Below are 23,543 nucleotides of genomic sequence, written 5' to 3' on the forward strand. Positions count from 1 at the left end.
GCAGTGACTTACTTGTCGCCCAACTGTTCTGACATGGTGTTGCCCGGGTTCGGCGTACGCGGTTCATCGACCGGACGCGGCGCACGCGGTGTGCCATTGTTGTCAGAATTGTTGGAAGCGCCTGGGTCTTCCCAACCCGCTGGCGGACGCACTTCGCGGCGAGCCATCAAGTCGTCAATCTGCGGAGCATCGATGGTTTCATATTTCATGAGCGCATCTTTCATCGAATGCAGAATGTCCAGGTTATCGTTCAGGATCTGACGGGCGCGATTGTAGTTACGCTCGATCAGCAGCTTCACTTCCTGGTCAATGATACGTGCGGTTTCATCGGACATGTGTTTCGCTTTCGCCACGGAGCGGCCCAGGAACACTTCACCTTCTTCTTCCGCATACAGCAGGGGACCCAGCTTCTCGGAGAAGCCCCATTGGGTCACCATGTTACGTGCCAGGTTGGTCGCGACTTTAATGTCGTTGGACGCACCGGTCGAAACATGTTCCGCGCCGTAAATAATCTCTTCTGCCAGACGACCGCCGTAAAGGGTTGAAATCTGACTTTCCAGCTTCTGACGACTGGCGCTGATGGCATCGCCTTCCGGCAGGAAGAACGTCACACCCAGCGCACGACCGCGCGGAATAATCGTCACTTTATGCACCGGATCGTGTTCCGGCACCAGGCGACCGATAATCGCGTGACCGGCTTCGTGGTAAGCCGTGGACTCTTTCTGCGCTTCCGTCATCACCATGGAGCGACGTTCCGCACCCATCATGATTTTGTCTTTCGCTTTCTCGAACTCCACCATCGACACAACGCGTTTGTTACCGCGAGCAGCAAACAGTGCAGCTTCGTTGACCAGGTTTGCCAGGTCAGCACCGGAGAAGCCCGGCGTACCACGCGCGATGATCGCCGCGTCGACATCAGGTGCCAGCGGTACGCGACGCATGTGAACTTTCAGAATCTGTTCACGACCACGTACATCCGGCAGACCAACCACAACCTGACGGTCGAAACGGCCTGGACGCAGCAACGCAGGGTCAAGAACGTCCGGACGGTTAGTCGCCGCGATAACGATAATACCTTCGTTACCTTCGAAGCCATCCATCTCAACCAGCATCTGGTTAAGCGTCTGTTCACGTTCATCGTGACCACCGCCCAGGCCTGCGCCACGCTGGCGGCCTACGGCGTCGATTTCATCGATGAAGATAATGCACGGTGCTGCCTTCTTGGCCTGCTCGAACATGTCACGCACACGAGATGCACCAACACCCACGAACATTTCAACGAAGTCAGAACCTGAAATAGTAAAGAACGGCACCTTCGCTTCACCCGCGATGGCTTTCGCCAGCAGGGTTTTACCGGTACCCGGAGGCCCCACCATCAGAACGCCTTTCGGGATCTTACCGCCCAGTTTCTGGAAACGGCTCGGCTCGCGCAGGTATTCAACCAGTTCGCCCACTTCTTCTTTTGCTTCGTCGCAACCTGCAACGTCGGCAAACGTGGTCTTGATCTGATCTTCCGTTAGCATACGCGCCTTGCTCTTACCGAACGACATGGCACCTTTGCCACCGCCGCCCTGCATCTGGCGCATAAAGAAGATCCAGACGCCAATAAGAAGCAGCATCGGGAACCAGGAGATGAAGATAGAAGCCAGCAGGCTTGGTTCTTCTGGCGGCTCACCTACCACCTTGACGTTTTTGGTCAGAAGGTTATCAAGCAGCTTAGGATCGTTCACCGGGATGTAAGTCGTGTAACGGTTACTATCTTTCTTGGTAACGTTGATCTCACGTCCGTTGATACGCGCTTCGCGAACCTGGTCCTGATTGACCTCCTGCAGGAAGGTAGAATAATCCACCTTGCGGCCATTCGACTCGCTGGGCCCAAAGCTCTGGAATACTGACATCAGCACAACGGCAATGACCAGCCAGAGTATTAGGTTTTTCGCCATGTCACTCAAGGGATTAACCTCATATTACAACTGTGTTAAAAACAGCGTCAGGATACTCTATATCCCGTGTCATTCAAACTTTCGTCTGAAAGACGCGGGTTATCATTTTCGCCCGGTCGCTACAATATACACTTCTCGGGAACGGGCCCGGGAAGAGTCCGGCTTACGAACTTTAACCTTCGCAAACAGGGAGCGAATTTCCTTAAGATACTCCTCGAAACCTTCGCCCTGAAACACCTTCACAACAAAACTACCACCAGGCGCTAGTACATCACGACACATTTCTAACGCTAGCTCCACCAAATACATGGCGCGGGGGATATCCACCGCCGGTGTTCCACACATATTTGGTGCCATATCTGACATGACAACCTGGACCTTACTATCACCTACACGCTCAAGTAGCGCTTTCAGCACTAATTCATCACGAAAGTCGCCCTGAAGGAAGTCGACACCGACGATGGGATCCATTGGTAAAAGGTCGCATGCGATGATTCGGCCCGTTCCGCCGATCTGCGTAACCGCATACTGGGACCATCCGCCAGGTGCTGCACCGAGATCGACAACCGTCATTCCCGGCTTAAAAAGTTTGTCACTTTGCTGTATTTCATCAAGTTTAAACCAGGCACGGGAACGCAACCCCTTTTTCTGTGCCTGTTGAACATATTTATCGCTAAAGTGTTCCTGAAGCCAGCGGCTGGAGCTGGCAGAACGCTTTTTACCTGTCATTTAACATTTCCGTCCTGGTTCATCGTTACTTGCCTGTGACGTAAATTTCTACGCAGCTATTTGGCGATATAAGGGAGATGGCGGTAGAATGAACCGTTTTCAATCCCAACGTAAGCAAAAATATACGATGAATCTGAGTACTAAACAAAAACAGCACCTTAAAGGTCTGGCACATCCGCTCAAGCCTGTAGTCATGCTTGGCAACAATGGTTTGACCGAAGGGGTGCTTGCCGAGATTGAACAAGCGCTGGAACACCACGAGTTGATCAAGGTGAAAATCGCCTCTGAAGACCGAGACACTAAAAACCTGATCGTGGAAGCCATCGTGCGTGAAACGGGTGCCTGTAATGTACAGGTCATCGGTAAAACGCTGGTGCTCTATCGCCCATCTAAAGAGCGTAAAATCTCGCTGCCACGCTAAGGATATCCTGAATCGAACACATTTTCTGTGTAAAACGAGGGATTTCTGTCAGCAGGTGAGCAAAATGCCACGCTCCTTGAGTTGATAAAAGGCCGCTATGCGGCCTTTTTCTTTTCTTTACAATGTATCAACATCTTAGTCGAGATGCGAATTACAGGTATTCAACCTTAATAATTTCGTATTCCACTTCACCACCCGGGGTGCGGATAGTGACAACATCATCCTGCTCTTTGCCAATCAGGCCGCGAGCAATCGGGGAGTTCACCGAAATCAGATTCTGTTTAAAGTCCGCTTCATCATCACCCACGATGCGATAAGTCTGCTCTTCGTCATTGTCCAGGTTCAGCACGGTAACGGTTGAACCAAAAATGACGCGGCCATTGTTAGGCATTTTGGTGATATCGATAACCTGCGCATTGGACAGTTTTGCTTCGATATCTTTAATACGCCCTTCACAGAAGCCCTGCTGCTCACGCGCCGCGTGGTATTCAGCATTCTCTTTCAGGTCGCCATGCTCACGCGCATCCGCGATAGCGGCGATGATTTCAGGGCGACGAACGGATTTCAGAAAATCCAGCTCTTCGCGCAGTTTTTCGGCACCACGTAAGGTCATCGGAATAGCTTGCATTTGTTATACCTCTTAAACATTCCTGTTGGGAGCAGTGTTCCCTGCCCCGGCCCCCATGAGCGGGCCAGAAGCAAAAAGAAAACCGACCCGGGAGCGAAGCCCCAGGTCAGCAACAATTTTCAATTTGATACGCATTTTACCGCGAAGTTCACTATGGGTCATCGTTTACTTTGCAGTGCTATGCACCGTAGTATGACGGTTTGTTTTCGGGTTGTTAGCGCGAGATTATGCGATTTTCCAGATTTATCATCGGATTGACTACCAGTATAGCGTTCAGCGTTCAGGCCGCGAATGTTGATGAGTACATTAATCAGCTACCCGCAGGTGCCAACCTTGCCTTGATGGTGCAGAAGGTCGGGGCGCAGTCGCCAGAGATTGACTATCACAGTCAACAGATGGCGCTGCCTGCCAGTACCCAGAAGGTGATCACCGCACTCGCCGCCCTGCTTCAGCTTGGACCTGACTTCCGTTTTACCACCACGCTCGAGACCAAAGGCAACATCGAGGGTGGCGAACTGAAAGGCGATCTTATCGCTCGTTTCGGGGGAGATCCTACGTTTAAACGCCAGGATATCCGCAACATGGTCGCGTCGCTGAAAAAATCTGGCGTGCAGAAGATTGATGGCAATGTGTTAATCGACACCTCTATTTTTGCCAGCCACGATAAAGCACCAGGATGGCCGTGGAACGACATGACGCAGTGCTTTAGCGCTCCGCCAGCCGCCGCGATTGTGGATCGTAACTGCTTCTCCATTTCACTTTACAGCGCGCCAAAACCGGATGACTTAGCGTTTATTCGCGTGGCGTCTTACTACCCGGTGACGATGTTCAGCCAGGTTCGTACCCTCGCAAAAGGCTCCCCGGATGCGCAGTATTGCGAGCTGGACGTGGTGCCAGGCGATCTCAACCGCTTCACGCTGACCGGGTGCCTGACACAGCGCGCCGACCCGCTGCCGCTGGCCTTTGCGATACAGGATGGCGCAAGCTATGCGGGTGCCATTCTCAAGGATGAACTGAAGCAGGCGGGAATAACCTATTCCGGTACCCTGCTGCGCCAGACGCAGGTTAATCAACCCGGTACGGTCATCGCCAGCAAACAATCTGCGCCGCTGCGCGATTTGCTACGGATTATGCTGAAAAAGTCTGACAACATGATTGCTGACACGGTGTTCCGCATGATTGGTCACGCGCGTTTCGGCGTGCCAGGAACCTGGCGTGCGGGTTCCGACGCCGTACGTCAGATCCTGCGCCAACAGGCGGGGATCGATCTTGGCAACACCATTGCCGTCGATGGCTCCGGGTTATCGCGGCATAATTTGATCTCCCCGGCAACGATGATGCAAGTACTTCAGTACATTGCACAACATGACACTGAGCTAAACTTTATTTCGATGCTGCCACTTGCCGGGCATGACGGTTCGCTTCAGTACCGTGCCGGCCTTCATGCGGCCGGGGTGGACGGAAAAGTTTCAGCCAAGACAGGTTCACTGCAGGGGGTTTATAACCTTGCAGGCTTCATCACTACCGCCAGCGGGCAACGCATGGCATTCGTGCAGTATCTTTCCGGCTATGCCGTCGAACCGACCGACCAGCGTAATCGTCGTATTCCACTGGTTCGCTTCGAAAGCAGGCTTTATAAGGACATCTACCAGAATAACTAGCGATGAAACTACTCATAGTTGAAGACGATCTGTTATTGCAGGAAGGGCTGGCTCTGGCGCTGGCCAATGAAGGATATGCCCTCGACTGCGCCGCCACGGCGGCTGAGGCGGATGCCCTGATCCAGAGCGGCGAATACAGTCTGGTGATCCTCGATTTAGGCTTACCGGATAAAGACGGCGCTACGCAGCTAAGCCAGTGGCGCCGCCGGGGTATCGCCAATCCGGTATTGATCCTGACGGCACGGGATGCCATCGAAGATCGTATCAACGGCCTCGATTCTGGCGCTGATGATTACCTGGTGAAACCGTTTGCCCTTGCGGAGCTTCAGGCGCGGGTACGGGCGTTGATTCGTCGTTATCAGGGACACAGCGATAACCTACTGACTGACGGCGATATTACGCTGAATCTGCAAACCCAGCAGGTGCTCTGCCAGTCCCTGCCGGTTGAAGTAACCCCTAAAGAGTTTGCGCTGCTGACGCGCCTGATTATGCGCAGCGGACAAACGGTACACCGCGAAACCCTGCAGCAGGACATTTATTCCTGGCAGGACGATCCGGGCTCAAATACCCTCGAAGTGCATATTCACAATCTGCGTCGCAAACTGGGTAAAGACCGGATTAAAACTGTCCGTGGCGTAGGCTACCGTCTGGAGAGCCAGAAATGAACAGCATGCGTCGGCGATTAATGGTTCTGCTGGCGGTCATTCTGTTATTTTTCCAGCTGATAAGCGTGATCTGGCTCTGGCATGAAAGCCGTGAACAGATTGGTTTTCTGGTCAACGAAACGCTCTCGGCGAAATCGCGCAATAATCATGTCGAGAAAGAGATCCGTGAAGCGATTGCCTCGCTGCTGGTCCCCTCTCTGGTGATGGTCGGTTTTACGCTGTGCTTCTCATTCTGGGCGGTCACCTGGATAACCCGGCCGCTGAATCAACTGCGCGTCAGCCTGGCGAACCGCTCGGCGGATAACTTAACCCCGCTCCCTGTCTATTCCGACATGGAAGAAATTGGTGCCGTCACAACCTCGCTCAACCAGCTCCTCGCCCGTTTGGATCACACCATTCAACAGGAACGTCTCTTCACCGCGGACGCCGCTCACGAGCTGCGAACGCCGCTTGCGGGGATCAGACTGCATCTGGAACTGATGGCACAGTCTGGCTCTCCACAGGCCACAACGTTAATTACCCGTATCGATCAGCTGATGCACACGGTTGAGCAACTGCTGATGTTGTCCCGTGCCGGACAGGCGATGGCGAGCGGTCACTATGAAACCGTCAACTGGACAGACGATATCATCATGCCGCTCGGTCTTGGACATGAAGCCAAAGAGCATACGGTGATATGGCCGGACAAAAGCCCGCTCACGGTGCAGGGTGATGCGGTACTTCTGCGTTTGATGCTGCGCAATCTGCTTGAGAACGCCGGGCGCTACAGTCCGTCAGGCACAACGATTCGCGTGACTCTGGCCGACGTTGACGGGGGGACACAGGTCAGCGTTATCGATCAGGGGCCGGGAATAGATGAAGCGCACCGCCAGTCGATTACTGAACCGTTCCTTCGTCTTGACCAGCGCTACGGTGGCAGCGGCCTGGGGCTGAGCATTGTGCAACGTATCGTGCAGCTCCACCACGGCAAGCTGACGCTGGAGAATGGTGCTGAGGGCGGCTTAATCGCCAGCTGCTGGTTGCCGTCCAGCCTGCAATAAAAAAGCCCCCTTCCGGGGGCTTTAAACTGCGATTAGTGCTTGTAGATGAACTCGACACCTTCTTCGTCGTCTTCATCCCAGTCGTCGTCCCAGTCTTCTTCCTCTTCCACTTCCAGCTCTTCGAGCTGTTGGCGGTGGTAGTCATCCCACATGAATTCGACTTTTTCTGGCTGTTTCGCGTCTTCAGCCTGAACAACCGGGTTCTCGATGATAAAGGTCATCACATCCCAGCACAGATCTTTCACGCCAACCTGGCTTGCCGCGGAGATCAGGTAGTATTTATCTTCCCAGCCCATCGCTTCAGCAATGGCTTTCGCTTTCGCTTCCGCTTCGGCTTTATCCATCAAATCGATCTTGTTAAAGACCAGCCAGCGCGGCTTGTTCGCCAGTTTTTCGCTGTATTTTTCCAGCTCGCCGATAATGATGCGGGCATTTTCTACCGGATCGGAACCGTCGATTGGATCGATATCGATGAGATGCAGCAGTACGCGGCAGCGCTCAAGGTGTTTCAGGAAGCGGATCCCCAGACCGGCACCTTCTGCAGCACCTTCAATCAGACCCGGGATATCAGCAACCACAAAGCTCTTCTCGTTATCCATACGGACAACGCCCAGGCTTGGTACCAGCGTGGTAAACGGATAATCCGCCACTTTTGGCTTGGCTGCAGAGACCGCACGAATAAACGTCGATTTACCGGCGTTTGGCATACCCAGCATCCCGACATCGGCCAGAAGCATCAGCTCCAGCTGCAGATCGCGCTTGTCGCCCGGCGTACCCATCGTTTTCTGACGCGGGGTACGGTTAACGGACGATTTGAAACGGCTGTTACCCAGACCGTGCCAGCCGCCTTTCGCCACCATCAGACGCTGACCGTGTTTGGTCATATCGCCCATGGTTTCGCCCGTCCCCTGGTCAATCACACGCGTACCAACCGGAACCTTAATGGTCACGTCTTTACCGCGTTTGCCCGTACAGTCACGGCTTTGACCGTTCTGACCACGCTCAGCGCGGAAGGATTTTTCGAAACGGTAGTCGATCAGCGTGTTGAGGTTCTCATCCGCCTCCAGCCACACGTCACCGCCGTCCCCGCCATCACCGCCGTCAGGACCGCCACGTGGAATATATTTCTCACGGCGGAAGCTCACGCAACCATTGCCGCCATCACCTGCCACGACCAGGATTGTCGCTTCATCAACAAACTTCATTTTACTCTCCGTAACTCATTCGCCTGAGCGGGGGACTACTACGACCGCTTCATTTTTGCGCCAACGCCCCCAAAGACGATGACCAATGGCGGAATACATCGCGCCCGCAACCACGACAAACGCACCGAGATAGCCCAACATGTTGAGCATCGGTCTGACGAAGACATCGGGCCAGGCCATTGATAACAAATCTGAAAATAACAGCGTAAACAGCGGGGTAAGCGTAATGAGTGCGCTCACCTGTGCTGCCTGCCAGCGCGCCATCGCTTCGGCCAGCGCGCCATAACCGACCAGCGTGTTCAGCCCACAAAAAATGAGGCACGCCAGTTGCCAGTCGCTAAGCTGGGTAATCACACCCGGTTTTGCTAACGGCAATAATGCTATTGTACACAAAGTGTACAGCAAAAAGAGGATCTGCTGTGAGGCCAAACGACGCAATAACACCTTTTGCGCGACGCCATAACTCACCCAAACCGTTGCTGCTCCCACTCCGAAGATCACACCCCAGGTGTAATCCGTCAGTCGGGTAAAAATCTCTATCAGACTGGTGTTGAAGAACATCACCAGACCACAGAGCAACATGCTCGCCCCGATAATTTGCGTGCCACGCATCTTCTCCTTGAGGATAAAGACGCTGGCGACCATCATGCCGACCGGTGAAAGCTGACCAATCACCTGCGACGCCGTGGGGCTAAGATACTGCAGGGAAGAACTGAACAGTATGAAGTTACCGAACAGGCCACCCGTCGCGATAGCCAGCAACACCAGCCAGCGCGGTTTACGGAAGATACGCAACGGCGGAAGCTTACCTTTGATCGCGAGGATGGCCCCAAGGCCGATACTTGCCATCAGAAAGCGATAAAACACCACCGTTGGCGGCTCCATCACTTCCAGTACCTGCTTCATTGCAATCGGCAGCGCACCCCAGCACATTGCGGTCGTGAGCGCCAAAAGAATACCAATGCCGGCCTGCTGCTTCATGCCCGTTTTCCCTACAGAAAAAATTACCGGGTTTCCAATGTAAAAAGCCCCGCAACAGGTTGCGGGGCTTTAATCCGTTACCGGACCGAGAAAACCTTACTCAGCAACGATGCTGATGTATTTACGGTTGTTCGGGCCTTTAACTTCAAATTTCACTTTACCGTCTGCTTTAGCAAACAGAGTGTGGTCACGACCGCAACCTACGTTGTTGCCAGCGTGGAATTTGGTGCCACGTTGACGAACAATGATGCTACCCGCCAGAACGGATTCGCCACCGAAACGCTTAACGCCCAGGCGTTTAGCTTCTGAATCGCGACCGTTACGTGTGGAGCCGCCAGCCTTTTTATGTGCCATTTAAATCTCTCCTCAGGTCTTAGGCGCTGATGCCAGTAATTTTCACATCAGTGAACCACTGACGGTGGCCCTGCTGCTTACGGTAGTGTTTACGACGACGAAACTTAACGATTTTAACTTTCTCGCCACGACCGTGAGCAACAACTTCAGCTTTGATAACGCCGCCATCAACGAAAGGAACGCCGATTTTGACTTCTTCACCGTTTGCGATCATCAGAACTTCTGCGAACTCAACAGATTCGCCAGTTGCGATGTCCAGCTTTTCCAGGCGAACGGTCTGACCTTCGCTTACTCGGTGTTGTTTACCACCACTTTGGAAAACCGCGTACATATAAACTCCGCTTCCGCGCACATCCTCGTATGAATCAGAGTGCGCTATAAATATTCACAATAGGGCGCGAATATTACGCAAAACGCGAGCCTTTGACAAGTGCTACCATCAATACATGAAGAAAAAAAACACAACGCGTAAGGTAACGTTTATCTGAGCCGTTTTTTCAGTACAATCAGCACTACTATTGATAAACCTAACCCTTCGTTACCCCATTGAAGATGGGATAAACAGGATAAAAAGCCCGGCTTTTGCGATGAATTTAGAAAAAATCAACGAGTTAACCGCGCAAGATATGGCGGGTGTGAATGCAGCAATCCTGGAGCAACTCAATTCTGACGTTCAGCTGATCAATCAGTTGGGCTATTACATCGTCAGCGGCGGCGGTAAACGCATTCGCCCGATGATTGCCATCCTGGCTGCCCGAGCCGTCGGCTATCAGGGAAATGCTCACGTCACGATCGCGGCACTGATCGAATTTATTCACACTGCGACGCTTCTTCATGATGATGTTGTGGATGAATCAGACATGCGCCGGGGTAAAGCCACCGCCAACGCCGCCTTTGGCAATGCTGCCAGCGTCCTGGTGGGGGATTTTATCTATACCCGTGCCTTCCAGATGATGACCAGCCTGGGTTCGCTGAAAGTGCTGGAGGTCATGTCTGAAGCCGTTAACGTGATTGCTGAGGGCGAAGTGCTTCAGCTGATGAACGTCAACGACCCTGACATCACCGAAGAAAACTACATGCGCGTGATTTACAGCAAAACTGCGCGCCTGTTTGAAGCGGCTGCACAGTGTTCCGGCATTCTGGCTGGCTGTAGCGAAGCCCAGGAAAAAGGGCTGCAGGACTATGGCCGTTATCTGGGTACCGCATTCCAGCTGATTGATGATTTGCTGGATTACAGTGCAGACGGCGAAACGCTCGGCAAAAACGTGGGTGATGACCTGAACGAAGGCAAACCGACGCTGCCGCTACTCCATGCGATGCGCAACGGGTCAGCCGACCAGGCGAAAATGATCCGTGAAGCGATCGAGCAGGGAAATGGTCGTCATCTTCTGGAACCCGTGCTGGAAACAATGGCCATTTGCGGATCGCTGGACTGGACGCGTCAGCGTGCCGAAGAAGAGGCGGATAAAGCCATCGCCGCACTTCAGGTCATCCCGGACAGCCCATGGCGCGATGCGCTCATTGGTCTTGCCCATATCGCCGTTCAGCGCGACCGTTAATCCTGCTCTCCCCTCCCCGCGGCCCTCGCGGGGAGATTCCAGTACACACCTGTATATTCCTCTTTCACGTAAACGCACCGGTTTACAGACCGCATGAATAAAGCCATGCCTTATTCTGAATATCCCTACCAGTAACGCGAACTTTTTAGAACAAGAAATTGAAATGGGTATAGTAAGGCCAGTCGTTTCAGACGAAATGGCGTAAGTGAATCCGAACTTAAGGACAGCGTTATGGACACGAAATTTATCGACTGGCACACAGCAGATATCATTGCGGCACTGCGCAAAAAAGGCACATCACTGGCTGCGGAATCTCGCCGCCATGGCCTGAGTTCTTCAACCCTGGCAAATGCCCTGACGCGCCCCTGGCCGAAGGGAGAATTGATCATTGCGACGGCGCTGGATACGCATCCGTGGGTGATCTGGCCTTCGCGTTACCACGATCCCATTACCCATGAATTTATCGACAGATCGCGCATGATCCGCCAGAGGAAAGTGAAGAAAGACCCGCAGGAATAGCGGTTTTTTTGACAGGAACAGCAACCCCCCGGTCATTTCTGGCAGGGGGCTGCCGGAACGATTACTCGCCCTTCACACGCTCGATATTCGCACCCAGCGCGCGCAGTTTATCTTCGATACGTTCATAGCCACGATCGATGTGATAAATACGATCAACGACCGTCGTCCCTTCCGCAATACACCCCGCCAGCACCAGGCTTGCAGATGCACGCAGATCGGTTGCCATCACCTGAGCACCAGACAGTTTCTCAACGCCGTGGCAAATCACGGTATTACTCTCTATCTCAGCATGTGCGCCCATACGGATCAGTTCCGGTACGTGCATAAAGCGGTTTTCAAAGATGGTCTCGGTAATGAACCCCGTCCCTTCCGCCACCAGGTTTAACAGAGTGAACTGCGCCTGCATATCGGTCGGGAAAGCAGGATGCGGAGCTGTACGCACGTTTACCGCTTTTGGACGGTTGCCGTGCATGTCCAGGCTGATCCAGTCTTCACCGATTTCGATATCAGCGCCTGCGTCACGCAGTTTCGCCAGCACCGCATCCAGGGTATCTGGCTGCGCGTTGCGGCAGGTAATTTTCCCGCCTGAAATCGCGGCAGCAACCAGGAATGTCCCGGTTTCGATACGGTCTGGCAGGACGCGGTACACGCCGCCGCCCAGACGCTCAACGCCTTCGATGGTGATACGGTCGGTGCCCTGGCCGGTGATCTTCGCACCCAGCGCCACGAGGAAGTTCGCGGTATCCACAATCTCCGGTTCACGCGCGGCGTTTTCGATGATGGTAGTACCTTCTGCCAGCGTTGCCGCAGACATGATGGTGACGGTGGCACCAACGCTCACTTTGTCCATGACAATGTGCGCGCCTTTCAGGCGGCCATTCACAGACGCTTTAACATAACCTTCTTCGAGTTTGATCTCGGCGCCCAGTTTCTCCAGGCCAAAGATGTGCAGGTCAACCGGACGTGCACCGATTGCGCAGCCACCCGGCAGGGAAACCTGACCCTGACCAAAACGTGCCACCAGCGGGCCAAGCGCCCAGATGGATGCACGCATGGTTTTCACCAGATCGTAAGGTGCAGAAAAGTTGTTTACGTTGCTGGCGTCGATCCAGACGGAACCGTTACGCTCAACTTTGGTGCCCAGCTGGCTGAGCAACTTCATGGTGGTGTCGATATCTTTCAGCTTCGGTACGTTCTGAATTTCTACCGGCTCTTCCGCGAGCAGCGCAGCAAAGAGGATGGGCAGCGCGGCATTTTTTGCGCCAGAAATTGTGACTTCGCCCTGGAGACGCGTTGGCCCCTGTACACGAAATTTATCCATTGTGTGCTCTCTTATAAATTCAACCGTGCTGCGGGCGTGTCGCCCACAACTCAAAAACCGTTTAGTTTGCGATCGCGTGCCCACTCTTGAGGGGTGAACGCTTTAATCGACAGGGCGTGGATGCGGTTATCCGCAATGTATTCCATCAGCGGCGCGTATACAGCCTGCTGTTTCTTCACACGGCTCATACCGTCGAACATCTCACCCACAGCAATAACCTGGAAGTGACTGCCATCGCCAGTGACGTGGGCTTCCTGAAGGGAGAGTGCATTCATTAGCACTGTCTGGATTTCATGATTTTCCATGGGTTCTTAATCATCTGATAGTGAAAACAAGCCCAACATCTTAGAGCAAAGTGGCGTCGTCTTAAACAAGCAAAAAGCCCCGACGATGAATCTGTCAGGGCTTTCAGAAGTAACGCACTGAAAATATTAACGAGGCAGTACGTCCTGAGGGAGATTATAGAGCTGGGCCAGGGTGACCACATTATCGCTCGCCGCGTGCAGCGTAACGCTTGTCCCCTGCTTTTTCCCCACGGCAACAAGATGGGCCAGCAGCGCGACGCCTGCCGTGTCCACCCGTGAAATGCCGCTCAGATCGATAACCGTCACGCCCTGCATCGCTTCAAAACGTTTGTCCCAGAGCGGGTTCAGCAGATCCTGGTCGAGTTCACCCGTCAGCTTCAACGTCTCACCCTCACGTGACCAGCTCAGTTGATCCGACATTACTTCTTCTCGTCCAGAGAGATTTTCTGACGCGAGATAGACTGCAGCTGTGCGGTCAGGCCATCAATGCCTTTGGTGCGCAGCAGGTCACTCCACTCGTTCTGTTTAGTGGTGATCATGCTCACCCCTTCCGCAATCATGTCATAGGCCTGCCAGTGACCGGTCTGGCTGTTTTTACGCCACTGGAAGTCCAGGCGTACTGGCGGACGGCCGTTAGGATCGATAATCGTGACGCGGATAGGAATGATAGTCGCGTCGCCCAGCGGCTGCTCTGGCGCAATCTGATAGGTCTGACCGTGATACATCGCCAGTGCCTGACCGTAAGCCTGTTTCAGGTATTCACGGAACGCGGCAAAATAGGCGTCGCGCTGCGCCGGGGTCGCGTCTTTGTAATAACGGCCCAGAACCAGCGCACCCGCATATTTGATCTGCACGTACGGCAGCAGCTCTTGATCAACCACGTCGCGCAGATAATCAGGATTGGAACGAATTTTCGGCTGTTCGTTTTTAAGCCGGTCGAAGGTCTTCTTCGCAGCCTCATCCATCAGTTTGTACGGGTTACTCTGATCCGCAGCATGCGCCGCGGTGAGAGGGGCAATGACCAGCATGGCAACCATTAACAGTCGTTTAAACATGAATGACTTCTCCTGAAATTAATTCGTCGTGCCTGGTGTCGGTGCGACACTGGCAGGATCTTCGCTCTGCGCAGGGGCAGCGTCGGACTTCTTATCATCTCCTTTACTGTTATAAAGGAACTGACCAATCATATCCTCCAGTACCATCGCGGACTTCGTATCCTGGATTACGCTACCGTCTTTAAGGATAGTCGTTCCCAGCTCCGGGTCTTCAAAACCGACGTTAAGCGCCAGATATTGCTCACCCAGGAGGCCGGAAGTGCGGATAGAAAGCGAGCTGGTGTCCGGGATATGGTTGTAACGCTCTTCAATATCCATCGACACGCGCGGCAGATAGGTTTTCTCATCAAGCGTAATGTCAGAGACGCGCCCGATGACCACCCCGCCTATACGTACCGGCGAGCGCGCCTTCAGCCCGCCGATGTTATCAAAGGTCGCATAAATGCGATAAGTCGGCTCGGTGCGCACAGACGTGATATCCGCCGCTCTCAGGCAGATAAACAGCGCGGCCAGCAACGCCAGTAACAGGAACACGCCGACCCAAATTTCATTTTTTCTCGTTTGCATGAACTCAATTCCCAAACATCAGTGCGGTGAGCACAAAATCCAGACCCAGTACGGCCAGCGACGAATGTACGACAGTACGTGTAGTTGCACGGCTGATGCCCGCCGAGGTCGGGATCGCATCATAGCCATTGAACAAGGCGATCCAGGTGACCGTAATGGCAAATACCACGCTTTTAATCAGACAGTTAACCAGATCCATTCGCAGATCGATGGCGTCCTGCATGGCCGACCAGAAGAAGCCCGCATCGATGCCCTTCCAGTGAACGCCAACCAGCGAGCCGCCCCAGATACCCACGGCGACAAAGAGGATCGTCAGGAGCGGTAAGGAAATCACCCCCGCCCAGAAGCGTGGCGAGATCACACGACGCAGCGGGTCGACCGCCATCATCTCCATGCTGGAAAGCTGCTCGGTCGCACGCATCAGGCCAATTTCAGCGGTCAATGCCGACCCTGCACGCCCGGCGAACAACAGCGCCGCCACCACCGGCCCCAGTTCACGCAGCAGCGACAGCGCCACCAGCATGCCGAGGCTGGTTTCGGCGCTGTAGGTCGTCAGAACGAGGTAGCCCTGCAGCCCCAGCACCATACCGATAAACAGACCGGAGACAATGATGATGAGCATCGACAGCACGCCGACATTATAGAGCTGCCGCACCAGTAGCGGTGCATGCTTACGAAATTCCGGCTTGCCGACCAGCGCGTTGAACAACATCAATCCGGCACGCCCGAACGTCCTGATGGTTTTTATGCCACGGTGTCCAAGAGCGGCCAATGCATTTAACAGCATCAGTGGCTTAACTCCCTATTCCCAGTAAATCGTCACGATAGTCGCCCGCCGGGTAGCGGAACGGCACAGGCCCATCCGCAATGCCGTCGAGGAACTGCCGTACACGCGGATCGCAGTTTTCCTGCAACGCCTGAGCGCTGCCATGCGCGACGATCCTTTTGTCTGCCACAATGTAGGCATAGTCGGCGATGCTCAACACTTCCGGTACATCGTGAGAAACCACAATGCAGGTTACGCCGAGCGCGCTGTTCAGTTCAGAGATGAGCTTCACCAGCACGCCCATCGTGATAGGGTCCTGCCCGACGAACGGTTCGTCGAACATGATTAAATCGGGTTCTAAGGCGATGGCGCGTGCCAGCGCGGCGCGGCGTGCCATACCGCCGGACAACTCTGAGGGCATCAGTTTTGCAGCCCCTCGCAGCCCCACGGCCTCAAGCTTCATCATCACCGTACTTTTCAGCAGCTCTGGCGGCAGACTGGTGTGTTCGCGCAGCGGATAGGCCACGTTATCAAAGACGTTCATGTCAGTGAACAACGCTCCCGACTGGAAAAGCATACTCATGCGTTTACGAACAGTATACAGGCGCGATCGTGACATCTCGGGGATGTTTTCGCCGTCAAAGAGGATTTCACCGCTATCGGGTGGGATCTGGCCACCAATAAGGCGCAGCAAGGTCGTTTTACCGATCCCGGACGGCCCCATGATGGCAGTGATCTTGCCACGCGGTACGGTCAACGAAATATCATCGAATATCAATCTGTTGGCGCGAGAAAAACTCACACCCCGGACATCAACTAAATTCGCCATAGTTTGGCTCATTTATGGTTCCTTTCTTACCCTGCTCACGTTAAGCATGCAGACTGAATCAGCCCTAAACTCAGCATTTTTACAGAATATTAGCCGTTGAGGTTAGCGAAAGCTGGCATTTGTTTTACTTTTCCGGCGCATAAAGTCAAAATTAGGAATTCGTTACGCCTCAGACTGTATGCAGTCCTGCCATTCCATTCCTGCGCGATGGACCGACGAGTATACCTGAAGAAAGGACTTTTGATGCTTTTAGCAACAGCACTGTTAATAATTGGTTTACTTTTGGTGGTCTACAGTGCTGACCGTTTGGTATTTGCTGCATCTATCCTGTGCCGCCTGACTGGCGTACCGCCTGTCGTCATCGGGATGACCGTGGTCAGTGTCGGAACCTCGCTTCCTGAAATCATCGTCTCTGTCACGGCATCACTGCACGGTCAGTTAGACCTTGCCGTCGGCACCGCGATTGGTTCCAACATCGTCAATATCTTACTGATCCTTGGCCTGGCGGCCCTGCTCCATCCATTTCGCGTGCATTCTGATGTTCTGCGCCGTGAATTGCCGCTAATGTTAATCGTAAGCCTGCTGGCAGGGTGCGTATTTTATGATGGCGTACTGAGCTACGGTGACGGCATTTTCTTGCTGGCGCTGGCCGTTATCTGGCTATTGTATAGTGTTAAAATCGCCCGTCTGGCAGAAAAACAGGGCCAGGACAGCCTGACGCGAGAGCAGGTCGCCGAACTCCCGCGTGAAGGCACGCTGCCTGTGGCGCTGCTGTGGCTCGGCGTCGCGCTGATCATCATGCCGATGGCCACGCGCATGGTCGTCGATAACGCCACGGTGCTGGCGAACTATTTCGCCATGAGTGAGCTCACCATTGGCCTGACGGTCATTGCCATTGGCACCAGTCTGCCAGAACTGGCCACCGCTATCGCAGGGGCACGTAAAGGTGAAGATGACATTGCCATAGGCAATATTATCGGTTCAAACATTTTTAATATCGCCATCGTGATGGGCCTGCCGGCCCTGATAACGCCCGGGCCTTTTAACCCCCTGGCATTCTCACGCGATTACGGGGTGATGTTGCTGGTCAGCGTCATTTTTGCCCTGCTCTGCTGGCGGCGGCAACGACAGATCGGCAAAGGCGCAGGGGCGCTGCTGACGGGTGGATTTATCGTATGGATGGCGATGCTGTACTGGCTTTCGCCTCTTCTCTCTGGGTAAACGGAAACGCATTATGTCGCAAATAGAATTGCAGCCGGGTTTTGACTTTCAGAAAGCAGGCAAAGAGGTTCTGGAGATTGAACGTGAAGGTCTGGCGCAGTTAGATCAGTACATTAATCAGGATTTTAGTCTGGCATGTGAGAAGATGTTCTACTGTGCCGGTAAAGTCGTGGTGATGGGCATGGGCAAGTCCGGTCACATTGGGCGCAAAATGGCGGCAACGTTTGCCAGCACCGGAACCTCTTCCTTCTTTGTACACCCGGGGGAAGCCGCGCACGGCGATCTGGGCATGGTAACGCCGCAGGATATCGTCATCGCGCTATCGAACTCCGGTGAGTCTAATGAGATCCTGGCGCTGATCCCCGTGCTGAAGCGGCTGCGGGTTCCGCTTATTTGCATGACCAGCCGCCCGGAAAGTAGCATGGCGCGCGCGGCGGATATTCACCTGTGCGTGAAAGTGCCTAAAGAAGCCTGCCCGCTGGGTCTTGCTCCAACGTCCAGCACGACCGCTGCGCTGGTCATGGGCGATGCGCTTGCCGTTGCGTTGCTGGAAGCCCGCGGTTTTACCCCGGAAGATTTCGCGCTTTCCCACCCAGGTGGCGCGCTCGGGCGTAAGCTTCTGCTTCGGGTTAACGATATTATGCACACTGGCGATGAGATCCCTCACGTCAGTAAAGAGGCCTCCCTGCGCGATGCGCTGCTGGAGATCACCCGCAAAAATCTGGGTATGACGGTTGTGTGCGACGACCTGATGAAGATCCAGGGGATCTTCACCGATGGCGACCTGCGCCGCGTGTTCGACATGGGTGTTGATGTTCGCACGCTGGGCATCGCTGATGTGATGACGTCCGGCGGTATCCGTGTTCGTCCGGGTACGCTGGCGGTGGATGTGCTGAACCTGATGCAGTCCCGTCATATCACCTCAGTGATGGTTGCCGATGGCGACCAGTTGCTGGGTGTGGTACATATGCATGATCTGCTGCGCGCAGGCGTAGTGTAATGAAGGATAAGACAATGAGTAATGCGGGTGCATCCCTTGCAACCTGTTATGGTCCGGTCAGTACCCATATGATGGCAAAGGCGGAAAACATTCGCCTGCTCATCCTGGATGTGGATGGGGTACTCTCTGATGGCCTGATTTACATGGGCAATAATGGTGAAGAGCTGAAAGCGTTTAACGTTCGCGATGGCTACGGTATTCGTTGTGCGCTCACATCAGGCATCGACGTTGCCATTATCACCGGTCGGAAAGCTAAACTGGTAGAAGACCGTTGTGAAACGTTAGGCATTACCCATCTGTATCAGGGTCAGTCCGATAAGATGGCGGCGTTCAACGATTTACTGGGTAAACTGGCTGTCGCGCCGGAAAACGTGGCCTATGTCGGGGACGATCTGATTGACTGGCCGGTGATGGCTGAAGTCGGTCTGAGTATCGCCGTGGCCGATGCGCATCCGCTGCTGATCCCGCGTGCTGACTATGTCACCCATATTAACGGTGGCCGTGGTGCCGTACGTGAAGTCTGCGATCTGCTTTTGCTGGCGCAGGGCAAGCTTGATGAGGCCAAAGGGCAATCGATATGAGTAAAACCAGACGTTGGGTTATCATTCTGCTTTCGCTTGTCGCACTGGTATTGATTGGCGTGAACCTTGCCGATCGCGACGATACGCAGACGGAAGTGGTCAATACGAGCGAGCCAACCTATAAAAGCGATCACAGTGACACCGTGGTCTACAGCCCGGAAGGTGCGCTGAACTATCGCCTGATTGCCCAGCATGTTGAATATTTTTCAGATGACGGTATTTCGTGGTTTACCCAGCCTGTCATGACCACGTTTGATAAAGACAAAGTGCCGACGTGGTCGATTAAATCTGACCGGGCAAAACTGACGAATGACCGTATGCTTTATCTGTATGGCCACGTTGAAGTCAACGCCCTGACCGCTGACTCACAACTGCGCAAAATCACGACGGATAATGCACAGATCAACCTCGTGACCCAGGACGTGACGTCGCAGGATCTGGTCACACTGTATGGCACAACATTTAATTCCAGCGGTTTAAGAATGCGCGGGAACTTACGCAGCAAAAACGCCGAGCTGATTGAAAAGGTTAGAACCTCCTATGAAATTCAAAACAAACAAACTCAGCCTTAAAGTAATTATCGCCAGTGCGATGCTGGCGACCAGTCTTCCCGCGCTTGCTGTAACGGGCGATACTGACCAGCCTATCCATATCGAGTCCGACACGCAGTCGCTTGATATGCAAGGCAATGTCGTTACCTTTACCGGTAACGTCGTCATGACCCAGGGCACCATTAAAATCAACGCCGACAAAGTGGTCGTTACCCGTCCCGGTGGCGAGCAAGGCAAAGAGATCATTGATGGTTATGGCAACCCGGCAACCTTCTACCAGATGCAGGATAACGGCAAACCCGTGAAAGGCCGCGCCACACATATGCACTATGAGCTGGCGAAGGACCTGGTCATCCTGACCGGTAACGCTTATCTGGAACAGCTGGACAGCAACATCACCGGCGACCAGATCACCTATCTGGTGAAAGAGCAAAAAATGCAGGCCTCCAGCGAGAAAGGCAAACGCGTAACCACCGTGCTGGTTCCGTCGCAGCTGCAGGACAAAGGTAAGGGTCAGGCCCCGGCACAGAAGAAGAGTAACTAATTCGTTATGGCAACATTAACTGCAAAAAATCTCGCGAAGGCCTATAAAGGCCGCCGTGTCGTAGAAGATGTCAGTCTGACCGTCAACTCCGGCGAAATTGTAGGCCTGCTTGGCCCTAACGGTGCGGGCAAGACCACAACCTTCTACATGGTCGTTGGCATTGTGTCGCGCGATGCGGGCAACATCGTCATTGATGATGAAGATATCAGTCTTCTGCCGCTGCATGCGCGTGCGCGTCGCGGTATCGGCTATCTGCCGCAGGAAGCCTCCATTTTCCGCCGCCTGAGCGTCTTCGATAACCTGATGGCCGTCCTGCAAATTCGTGACGATCTGACCAGCGAACAGCGTCAGGACCGGGCTAACGAGCTGATGGAAGAGTTCCATATCGAACATCTGCGCGATAGCCTCGGTCAGGCGCTGTCCGGCGGTGAACGCCGTCGCGTTGAGATTGCGCGTGCGCTGGCTGCAAACCCGAAATTTATCCTTCTGGATGAACCGTTTGCAGGCGTTGACCCCATCTCCGTTATCGACATTAAACGTATCATTGAGCATCTGCGCGACAGCGGGCTTGGCGTACTGATCACTGACCATAACGTCCGTGAAACGCTGGCCGTGTGCGAACGCGCATACATCGTGAGCCAGGGCAATCTGATCGCCCACGGTACGCCGCAGCAGATCCTCGAAGATGATCATGTTAAGCGTGTCTACCTTGGGGAAGACTTCAGACTCTGATAGGGTAGAGGTAATGTAACGCCGAACCGGAGAAAAATGCTCTGAACATGAAGCAAGGTTTGCAATTACGGCTCAGCCAACAACTGGCGATGACGCCGCAGCTACAGCAGGCGATTCGCCTGTTGCAACTGTCCACCTTAGAACTCCAGCAGGAGCTCCAGCAAGCGCTGGATAGCAATCCGTTGCTGGAGCAAGCCGATCTTCATGAAGAGGTAGATACCCAGCAGTCGCAGGATACTGAAGCACTCGACACCGCCGATGCGCTCGAACAAAAAGAGATGCCGGACGAGCTTCCGCTGGATGCCAGCTGGGATGAAATCTACACCGCCGGAACCCCTTCCGGTACGCGTGCAGACTACCAGGACGATGAGCTACCGGTTTATCAGGGTGAAACTACCCAGTCACTGCAGGATTACCTGATGTGGCAGGTGGAACTTACCCCCTTCTCCGATACCGACCGCGCGATCGCGACATCCATTGTCGATGCCGTGGATGACACCGGTTATCTGACCGTCACGCTGGACGAAATTCTGGAAAGCATGGGTGACGAAGAGATTGAACTCGAGGAGATAGAAGCCGTTCTGAAGCGCATTCAGCGTTTCGATCCGGTTGGGGTGGCCGCAAAAGATCTGCGCGACTGCCTGCTTATCCAACTTTCTCAGTTCAGCAAAGAGACGCCATGGCTTGATGAAGCCCGCTTGATCATCAGCGACCATCTGGATCTTCTGGCCAATCACGATTTCCGCAGCCTGATGCGCGTCACGCGCCTGAAAGAAGAGGTGCTGAAAGAGGCGGTCAATCTGATTCAGTCCCTCGATCCGCGCCCCGGTCAGTCCATTCAGACCAGCGAACCCGAGTACGTCATCCCGGATGTGCTGGTCAGAAAACACAATGACCGCTGGGTCGTTGAACTGAACTCAGACAGCATCCCTCGCCTGCAAATCAACCAGCAGTATGCCTCCATGTGCACCAGCGTGCGTAACGACTCCGATAATCAATACATTCGTAGCAATTTGCAGGAAGCGCGATGGTTGATCAAAAGTCTGGAGAGCCGAAATGATACGCTGCTCCGCGTAAGCCGCTGTATTGTCGAACAGCAGCAGGCATTCTTTGAGCAGGGTGAAGAGTATATGAAACCGATGGTGCTGGCGGATATCGCCCAGGCCGTCGAGATGCATGAATCAACCATTTCCCGCGTGACCACGCAGAAGTATCTGCACAGTCCACGCGGTATTTTTGAGCTTAAGTATTTCTTCTCCAGCCATGTGAATACCGAGGGCGGCGGTGAAGCGTCGTCAACGGCCATCCGCGCCCTGGTGAAGAAGTTGATCGCCGCGGAGAACCCCGCGAAGCCACTGAGCGACAGTAAGTTAACCACCATACTGTCCGACCAGGGTATTATGGTGGCACGCCGAACTGTTGCGAAGTATCGAGAGTCTTTATCCATTCCGCCGTCTAACCAGCGTAAACAGCTGGTCTGACACAACCGATAAGGAAGACACTATGCAGCTCAATATCACAGGACATAACGTCGAGATTACTGAGGCTTTACGTGATTTTGTGAATGCTAAATTCGCGAAACTCGAGCAGTATTTCGAAAGGATCAACCAGGTCTATGTTGTATTGAAAGTGGAGAAAGTGACTCATATCTCGGATGCGACCCTGCATGTCAACGGGGGTGAGCTCCATGCCAGTGCGGAAGGGCAAGACATGTACGCTGCTATCGACGGCTTGATTGATAAGCTTGCACGACAGCTCAATAAACATAAAGACAAACTGAAACAACACTAATTGTCCGGGCAGTTAACGGGTGCAGGAAGGCCTGTTGTGAAACACAACAGGCCGTTTGTACAGTTAGCGCTTAGGTGAAATTATGATGAACAACGATTCCGCTCTTCAACTGAGCAATGTCCTTAACCAGGAATGTACGCGCAGTGCTGTTCACTGCCAGAGCAAAAAACGTGCGCTGGAGATCATCAGTGAACTGGCCGCAAAACAGCTGGGCCTGCCGCCGCAGGTCGTGTTCGAAGCGATCCTGACCCGTGAAAAAATGGGCAGTACCGGCATCGGCAACGGCATCGCGATCCCGCACGGCAAACTGGAAGAGGACACCCTGCGTGCCGTCGGTGTGTTTGTGCAGCTGGAGACGCCTATCGCCTTCGATGCCATCGATAATCAGCCCGTCGATCTCCTCTTCGCGCTGCTGGTGCCTGCCGACCAGACGAAAACCCATTTGCATACGCTTTCGCTGGTCGCAAAACGCCTGGCCGATAAAACTATTTGCCGTCGACTGCGCGCAGCCCAAAGTGATGAAGAGCTATATCAAATTATCACTGAAGCAGAAGGCAATCAGGATGATGTATAAC

The 23,543-nt window shown here is 53.8% G+C and carries 29 protein-coding genes; 15 read left to right on the forward strand and 14 right to left on the reverse strand.

The genetic code is table 11. The features are described from left to right. Positions 1-8: 8 nt before the first annotated feature. Together ftsH and rlmE are read right to left on the reverse strand one after the other, a co-directional pair. Positions 9-1,943: an ATP-dependent zinc metalloprotease FtsH gene (ftsH, locus tag AB6731_RS16460; RefSeq protein ID WP_025202925.1), complete on the reverse strand. Its 1,935-nt coding sequence runs from the start codon at positions 1,941-1,943 to the stop codon at positions 9-11. Positions 1,944-2,045: 102 nt separating this feature from the next. Further along, a complete protein-coding gene (rlmE, locus tag AB6731_RS16465) occupies positions 2,046-2,672 on the reverse strand; it encodes a 23S rRNA (uridine(2552)-2'-O)-methyltransferase RlmE (protein WP_014171792.1) in 627 nt (208 codons plus the stop codon). 127 nt (positions 2,673-2,799) lie between these two features. On the opposite strand from rlmE, the gene yhbY reads away from it, so the two are divergent. Then, positions 2,800-3,093 carry a ribosome assembly RNA-binding protein YhbY gene (gene yhbY / locus AB6731_RS16470; RefSeq protein ID WP_003861814.1) on the forward strand — a complete coding sequence of 98 codons (294 nt, stop codon included), beginning with the start codon at positions 2,800-2,802 and terminating at the stop codon, positions 3,091-3,093. 151 nt (positions 3,094-3,244) lie between these two features. On the opposite strand, the gene greA is transcribed toward yhbY, so the two are convergent. Continuing rightward, positions 3,245-3,721: a transcription elongation factor GreA gene (gene greA / locus AB6731_RS16475; RefSeq protein ID WP_014171793.1), complete on the reverse strand. Its 477-nt coding sequence runs from the start codon at positions 3,719-3,721 to the stop codon at positions 3,245-3,247. Between the two features lie 227 nt (positions 3,722-3,948). Here greA and dacB point away from each other — a divergent pair, with 227 nt between their 5' ends. The 3 genes from dacB to pmrB are packed head-to-tail and all read left to right on the forward strand — an operon-like array spanning position 3,949 to position 7,087. Then, a complete protein-coding gene (dacB, locus tag AB6731_RS16480; protein ID WP_371006572.1) occupies positions 3,949-5,382 on the forward strand; it encodes a serine-type D-Ala-D-Ala carboxypeptidase in 1,434 nt (477 codons plus the stop codon). Between the two features lie 2 nt (positions 5,383-5,384). Further along, positions 5,385-6,047, forward strand: coding sequence for a two-component system response regulator PmrA (gene pmrA / locus AB6731_RS16485; protein WP_014171795.1), 663 nt, complete (start codon positions 5,385-5,387; stop codon positions 6,045-6,047). Continuing rightward, positions 6,044-7,087, forward strand: a complete 1,044-nt coding sequence (gene pmrB / locus AB6731_RS16490; protein ID WP_371006573.1) for a two-component system sensor histidine kinase PmrB — start codon at positions 6,044-6,046, stop codon at positions 7,085-7,087. Before pmrA ends, pmrB begins: the two co-directional genes overlap by 4 nt. A 32-nt stretch (positions 7,088-7,119) precedes the next feature. Here the strand turns inward: pmrB and cgtA are convergent, their stop codons facing one another. From cgtA to rplU, 4 genes are all read right to left on the reverse strand, one after another. After that, positions 7,120-8,292 (reverse strand): Obg family GTPase CgtA, encoded by a 1,173-nt coding sequence (gene cgtA / locus AB6731_RS16495; protein ID WP_134179627.1) that lies wholly within the window; start codon positions 8,290-8,292, stop codon positions 7,120-7,122. A 15-nt stretch (positions 8,293-8,307) separates the two neighbouring features. Continuing rightward, positions 8,308-9,273: a DMT family transporter gene (locus AB6731_RS16500; protein WP_014171799.1), complete on the reverse strand. Its 966-nt coding sequence runs from the start codon at positions 9,271-9,273 to the stop codon at positions 8,308-8,310. Between the two features lie 96 nt (positions 9,274-9,369). Next, positions 9,370-9,627 carry a 50S ribosomal protein L27 gene (gene rpmA / locus AB6731_RS16505; protein WP_004385076.1) on the reverse strand — a complete coding sequence of 86 codons (258 nt, stop codon included), beginning with the start codon at positions 9,625-9,627 and terminating at the stop codon, positions 9,370-9,372. Positions 9,628-9,646: 19 nt separating this feature from the next. Further along, complete coding sequence (gene rplU, locus AB6731_RS16510) at positions 9,647-9,958, reverse strand: 50S ribosomal protein L21 (protein ID WP_003025032.1); 312 nt, start codon at positions 9,956-9,958, stop codon at positions 9,647-9,649. 256 nt (positions 9,959-10,214) lie between these two features. Here rplU and ispB point away from each other — a divergent pair, with 256 nt between their 5' ends. Further along, positions 10,215-11,186 (forward strand): octaprenyl diphosphate synthase, encoded by a 972-nt coding sequence (gene ispB, locus AB6731_RS16515; protein ID WP_020883532.1) that lies wholly within the window; start codon positions 10,215-10,217, stop codon positions 11,184-11,186. Positions 11,187-11,417: 231 nt separating this feature from the next. Further along, on the forward strand, positions 11,418-11,705 hold the full coding sequence (gene sfsB, locus AB6731_RS16520; protein WP_014171802.1) for a DNA-binding transcriptional regulator SfsB: 288 nt from the start codon (positions 11,418-11,420) through the stop codon (positions 11,703-11,705). Between the two features lie 61 nt (positions 11,706-11,766). Here sfsB and murA read toward each other — a convergent pair whose 3' ends face one another. From murA to mlaF, 7 genes are all read right to left on the reverse strand, one after another. Beyond that, a complete protein-coding gene (murA, locus tag AB6731_RS16525) occupies positions 11,767-13,026 on the reverse strand; it encodes a UDP-N-acetylglucosamine 1-carboxyvinyltransferase (protein WP_020883531.1) in 1,260 nt (419 codons plus the stop codon). Between the two features lie 50 nt (positions 13,027-13,076). After that, a complete protein-coding gene (gene ibaG, locus AB6731_RS16530; RefSeq protein WP_008501458.1) occupies positions 13,077-13,331 on the reverse strand; it encodes a BolA family iron metabolism protein IbaG in 255 nt (84 codons plus the stop codon). Between the two features lie 126 nt (positions 13,332-13,457). After that, positions 13,458-13,751 carry a lipid asymmetry maintenance protein MlaB gene (mlaB, locus tag AB6731_RS16535; protein ID WP_014171806.1) on the reverse strand — a complete coding sequence of 98 codons (294 nt, stop codon included), beginning with the start codon at positions 13,749-13,751 and terminating at the stop codon, positions 13,458-13,460. Continuing rightward, entirely contained in the window at positions 13,751-14,386 is a 636-nt protein-coding gene (gene mlaC / locus AB6731_RS16540) for a phospholipid-binding protein MlaC (protein WP_014171807.1), read from the reverse strand. The genes mlaB and mlaC overlap by 1 nt, the downstream gene beginning before the upstream one ends. Before the next feature lie 18 nt (positions 14,387-14,404). Further along, on the reverse strand, positions 14,405-14,953 hold the full coding sequence (mlaD, locus tag AB6731_RS16545) for an outer membrane lipid asymmetry maintenance protein MlaD (RefSeq protein WP_025202923.1): 549 nt from the start codon (positions 14,951-14,953) through the stop codon (positions 14,405-14,407). Positions 14,954-14,957: 4 nt separating this feature from the next. Next, positions 14,958-15,740, reverse strand: a complete 783-nt coding sequence (mlaE, locus tag AB6731_RS16550; protein WP_010436044.1) for a lipid asymmetry maintenance ABC transporter permease subunit MlaE — start codon at positions 15,738-15,740, stop codon at positions 14,958-14,960. 7 nt (positions 15,741-15,747) lie between these two features. After that, complete coding sequence (gene mlaF, locus AB6731_RS16555) at positions 15,748-16,560, reverse strand: phospholipid ABC transporter ATP-binding protein MlaF (RefSeq protein ID WP_020883529.1); 813 nt, start codon at positions 16,558-16,560, stop codon at positions 15,748-15,750. Positions 16,561-16,791: 231 nt separating this feature from the next. Between mlaF and AB6731_RS16560 the strand changes: the two genes are divergently transcribed. The 9 genes from AB6731_RS16560 (at position 16,792) to ptsN (ending at position 23,542) form a co-directional block, all read left to right on the forward strand. Continuing rightward, on the forward strand, positions 16,792-17,769 hold the full coding sequence (locus AB6731_RS16560; protein WP_020883528.1) for a calcium/sodium antiporter: 978 nt from the start codon (positions 16,792-16,794) through the stop codon (positions 17,767-17,769). A 13-nt stretch (positions 17,770-17,782) separates the two neighbouring features. After that, positions 17,783-18,769: an arabinose-5-phosphate isomerase KdsD gene (gene kdsD / locus AB6731_RS16565; RefSeq protein WP_020883527.1), complete on the forward strand. Its 987-nt coding sequence runs from the start codon at positions 17,783-17,785 to the stop codon at positions 18,767-18,769. Positions 18,770-18,783: 14 nt separating this feature from the next. Continuing rightward, positions 18,784-19,350, forward strand: coding sequence for a 3-deoxy-manno-octulosonate-8-phosphatase KdsC (gene kdsC, locus AB6731_RS16570; protein WP_014171813.1), 567 nt, complete (start codon positions 18,784-18,786; stop codon positions 19,348-19,350). Further along, positions 19,347-19,922 (forward strand): LPS export ABC transporter periplasmic protein LptC, encoded by a 576-nt coding sequence (gene lptC / locus AB6731_RS16575; RefSeq protein ID WP_014171814.1) that lies wholly within the window; start codon positions 19,347-19,349, stop codon positions 19,920-19,922. Before kdsC ends, lptC begins: the two co-directional genes overlap by 4 nt. After that, a complete protein-coding gene (lptA, locus tag AB6731_RS16580; protein WP_020883526.1) occupies positions 19,891-20,445 on the forward strand; it encodes a lipopolysaccharide ABC transporter substrate-binding protein LptA in 555 nt (184 codons plus the stop codon). Before lptC ends, lptA begins: the two co-directional genes overlap by 32 nt. Before the next feature lie 6 nt (positions 20,446-20,451). Then, positions 20,452-21,177 carry an LPS export ABC transporter ATP-binding protein gene (lptB, locus tag AB6731_RS16585; RefSeq protein WP_014171816.1) on the forward strand — a complete coding sequence of 242 codons (726 nt, stop codon included), beginning with the start codon at positions 20,452-20,454 and terminating at the stop codon, positions 21,175-21,177. 47 nt (positions 21,178-21,224) lie between these two features. Further along, positions 21,225-22,658, forward strand: a complete 1,434-nt coding sequence (rpoN, locus tag AB6731_RS16590) for an RNA polymerase factor sigma-54 (RefSeq protein ID WP_014171817.1) — start codon at positions 21,225-21,227, stop codon at positions 22,656-22,658. 22 nt (positions 22,659-22,680) lie between these two features. Continuing rightward, positions 22,681-22,968 carry a ribosome hibernation promoting factor gene (gene hpf, locus AB6731_RS16595; protein ID WP_014171818.1) on the forward strand — a complete coding sequence of 96 codons (288 nt, stop codon included), beginning with the start codon at positions 22,681-22,683 and terminating at the stop codon, positions 22,966-22,968. Positions 22,969-23,050: 82 nt separating this feature from the next. Continuing rightward, positions 23,051-23,542 carry a PTS IIA-like nitrogen regulatory protein PtsN gene (gene ptsN, locus AB6731_RS16600; protein WP_371006574.1) on the forward strand — a complete coding sequence of 164 codons (492 nt, stop codon included), beginning with the start codon at positions 23,051-23,053 and terminating at the stop codon, positions 23,540-23,542. Position 23,543 lies beyond the last annotated feature (1 nt).

The sequence above is a fragment of the Enterobacter sp. RCC_40 genome (assembly GCF_041360735.1).
GTDB classification, from domain to species: Bacteria; Pseudomonadota; Gammaproteobacteria; order Enterobacterales; family Enterobacteriaceae; genus Enterobacter; species Enterobacter ludwigii.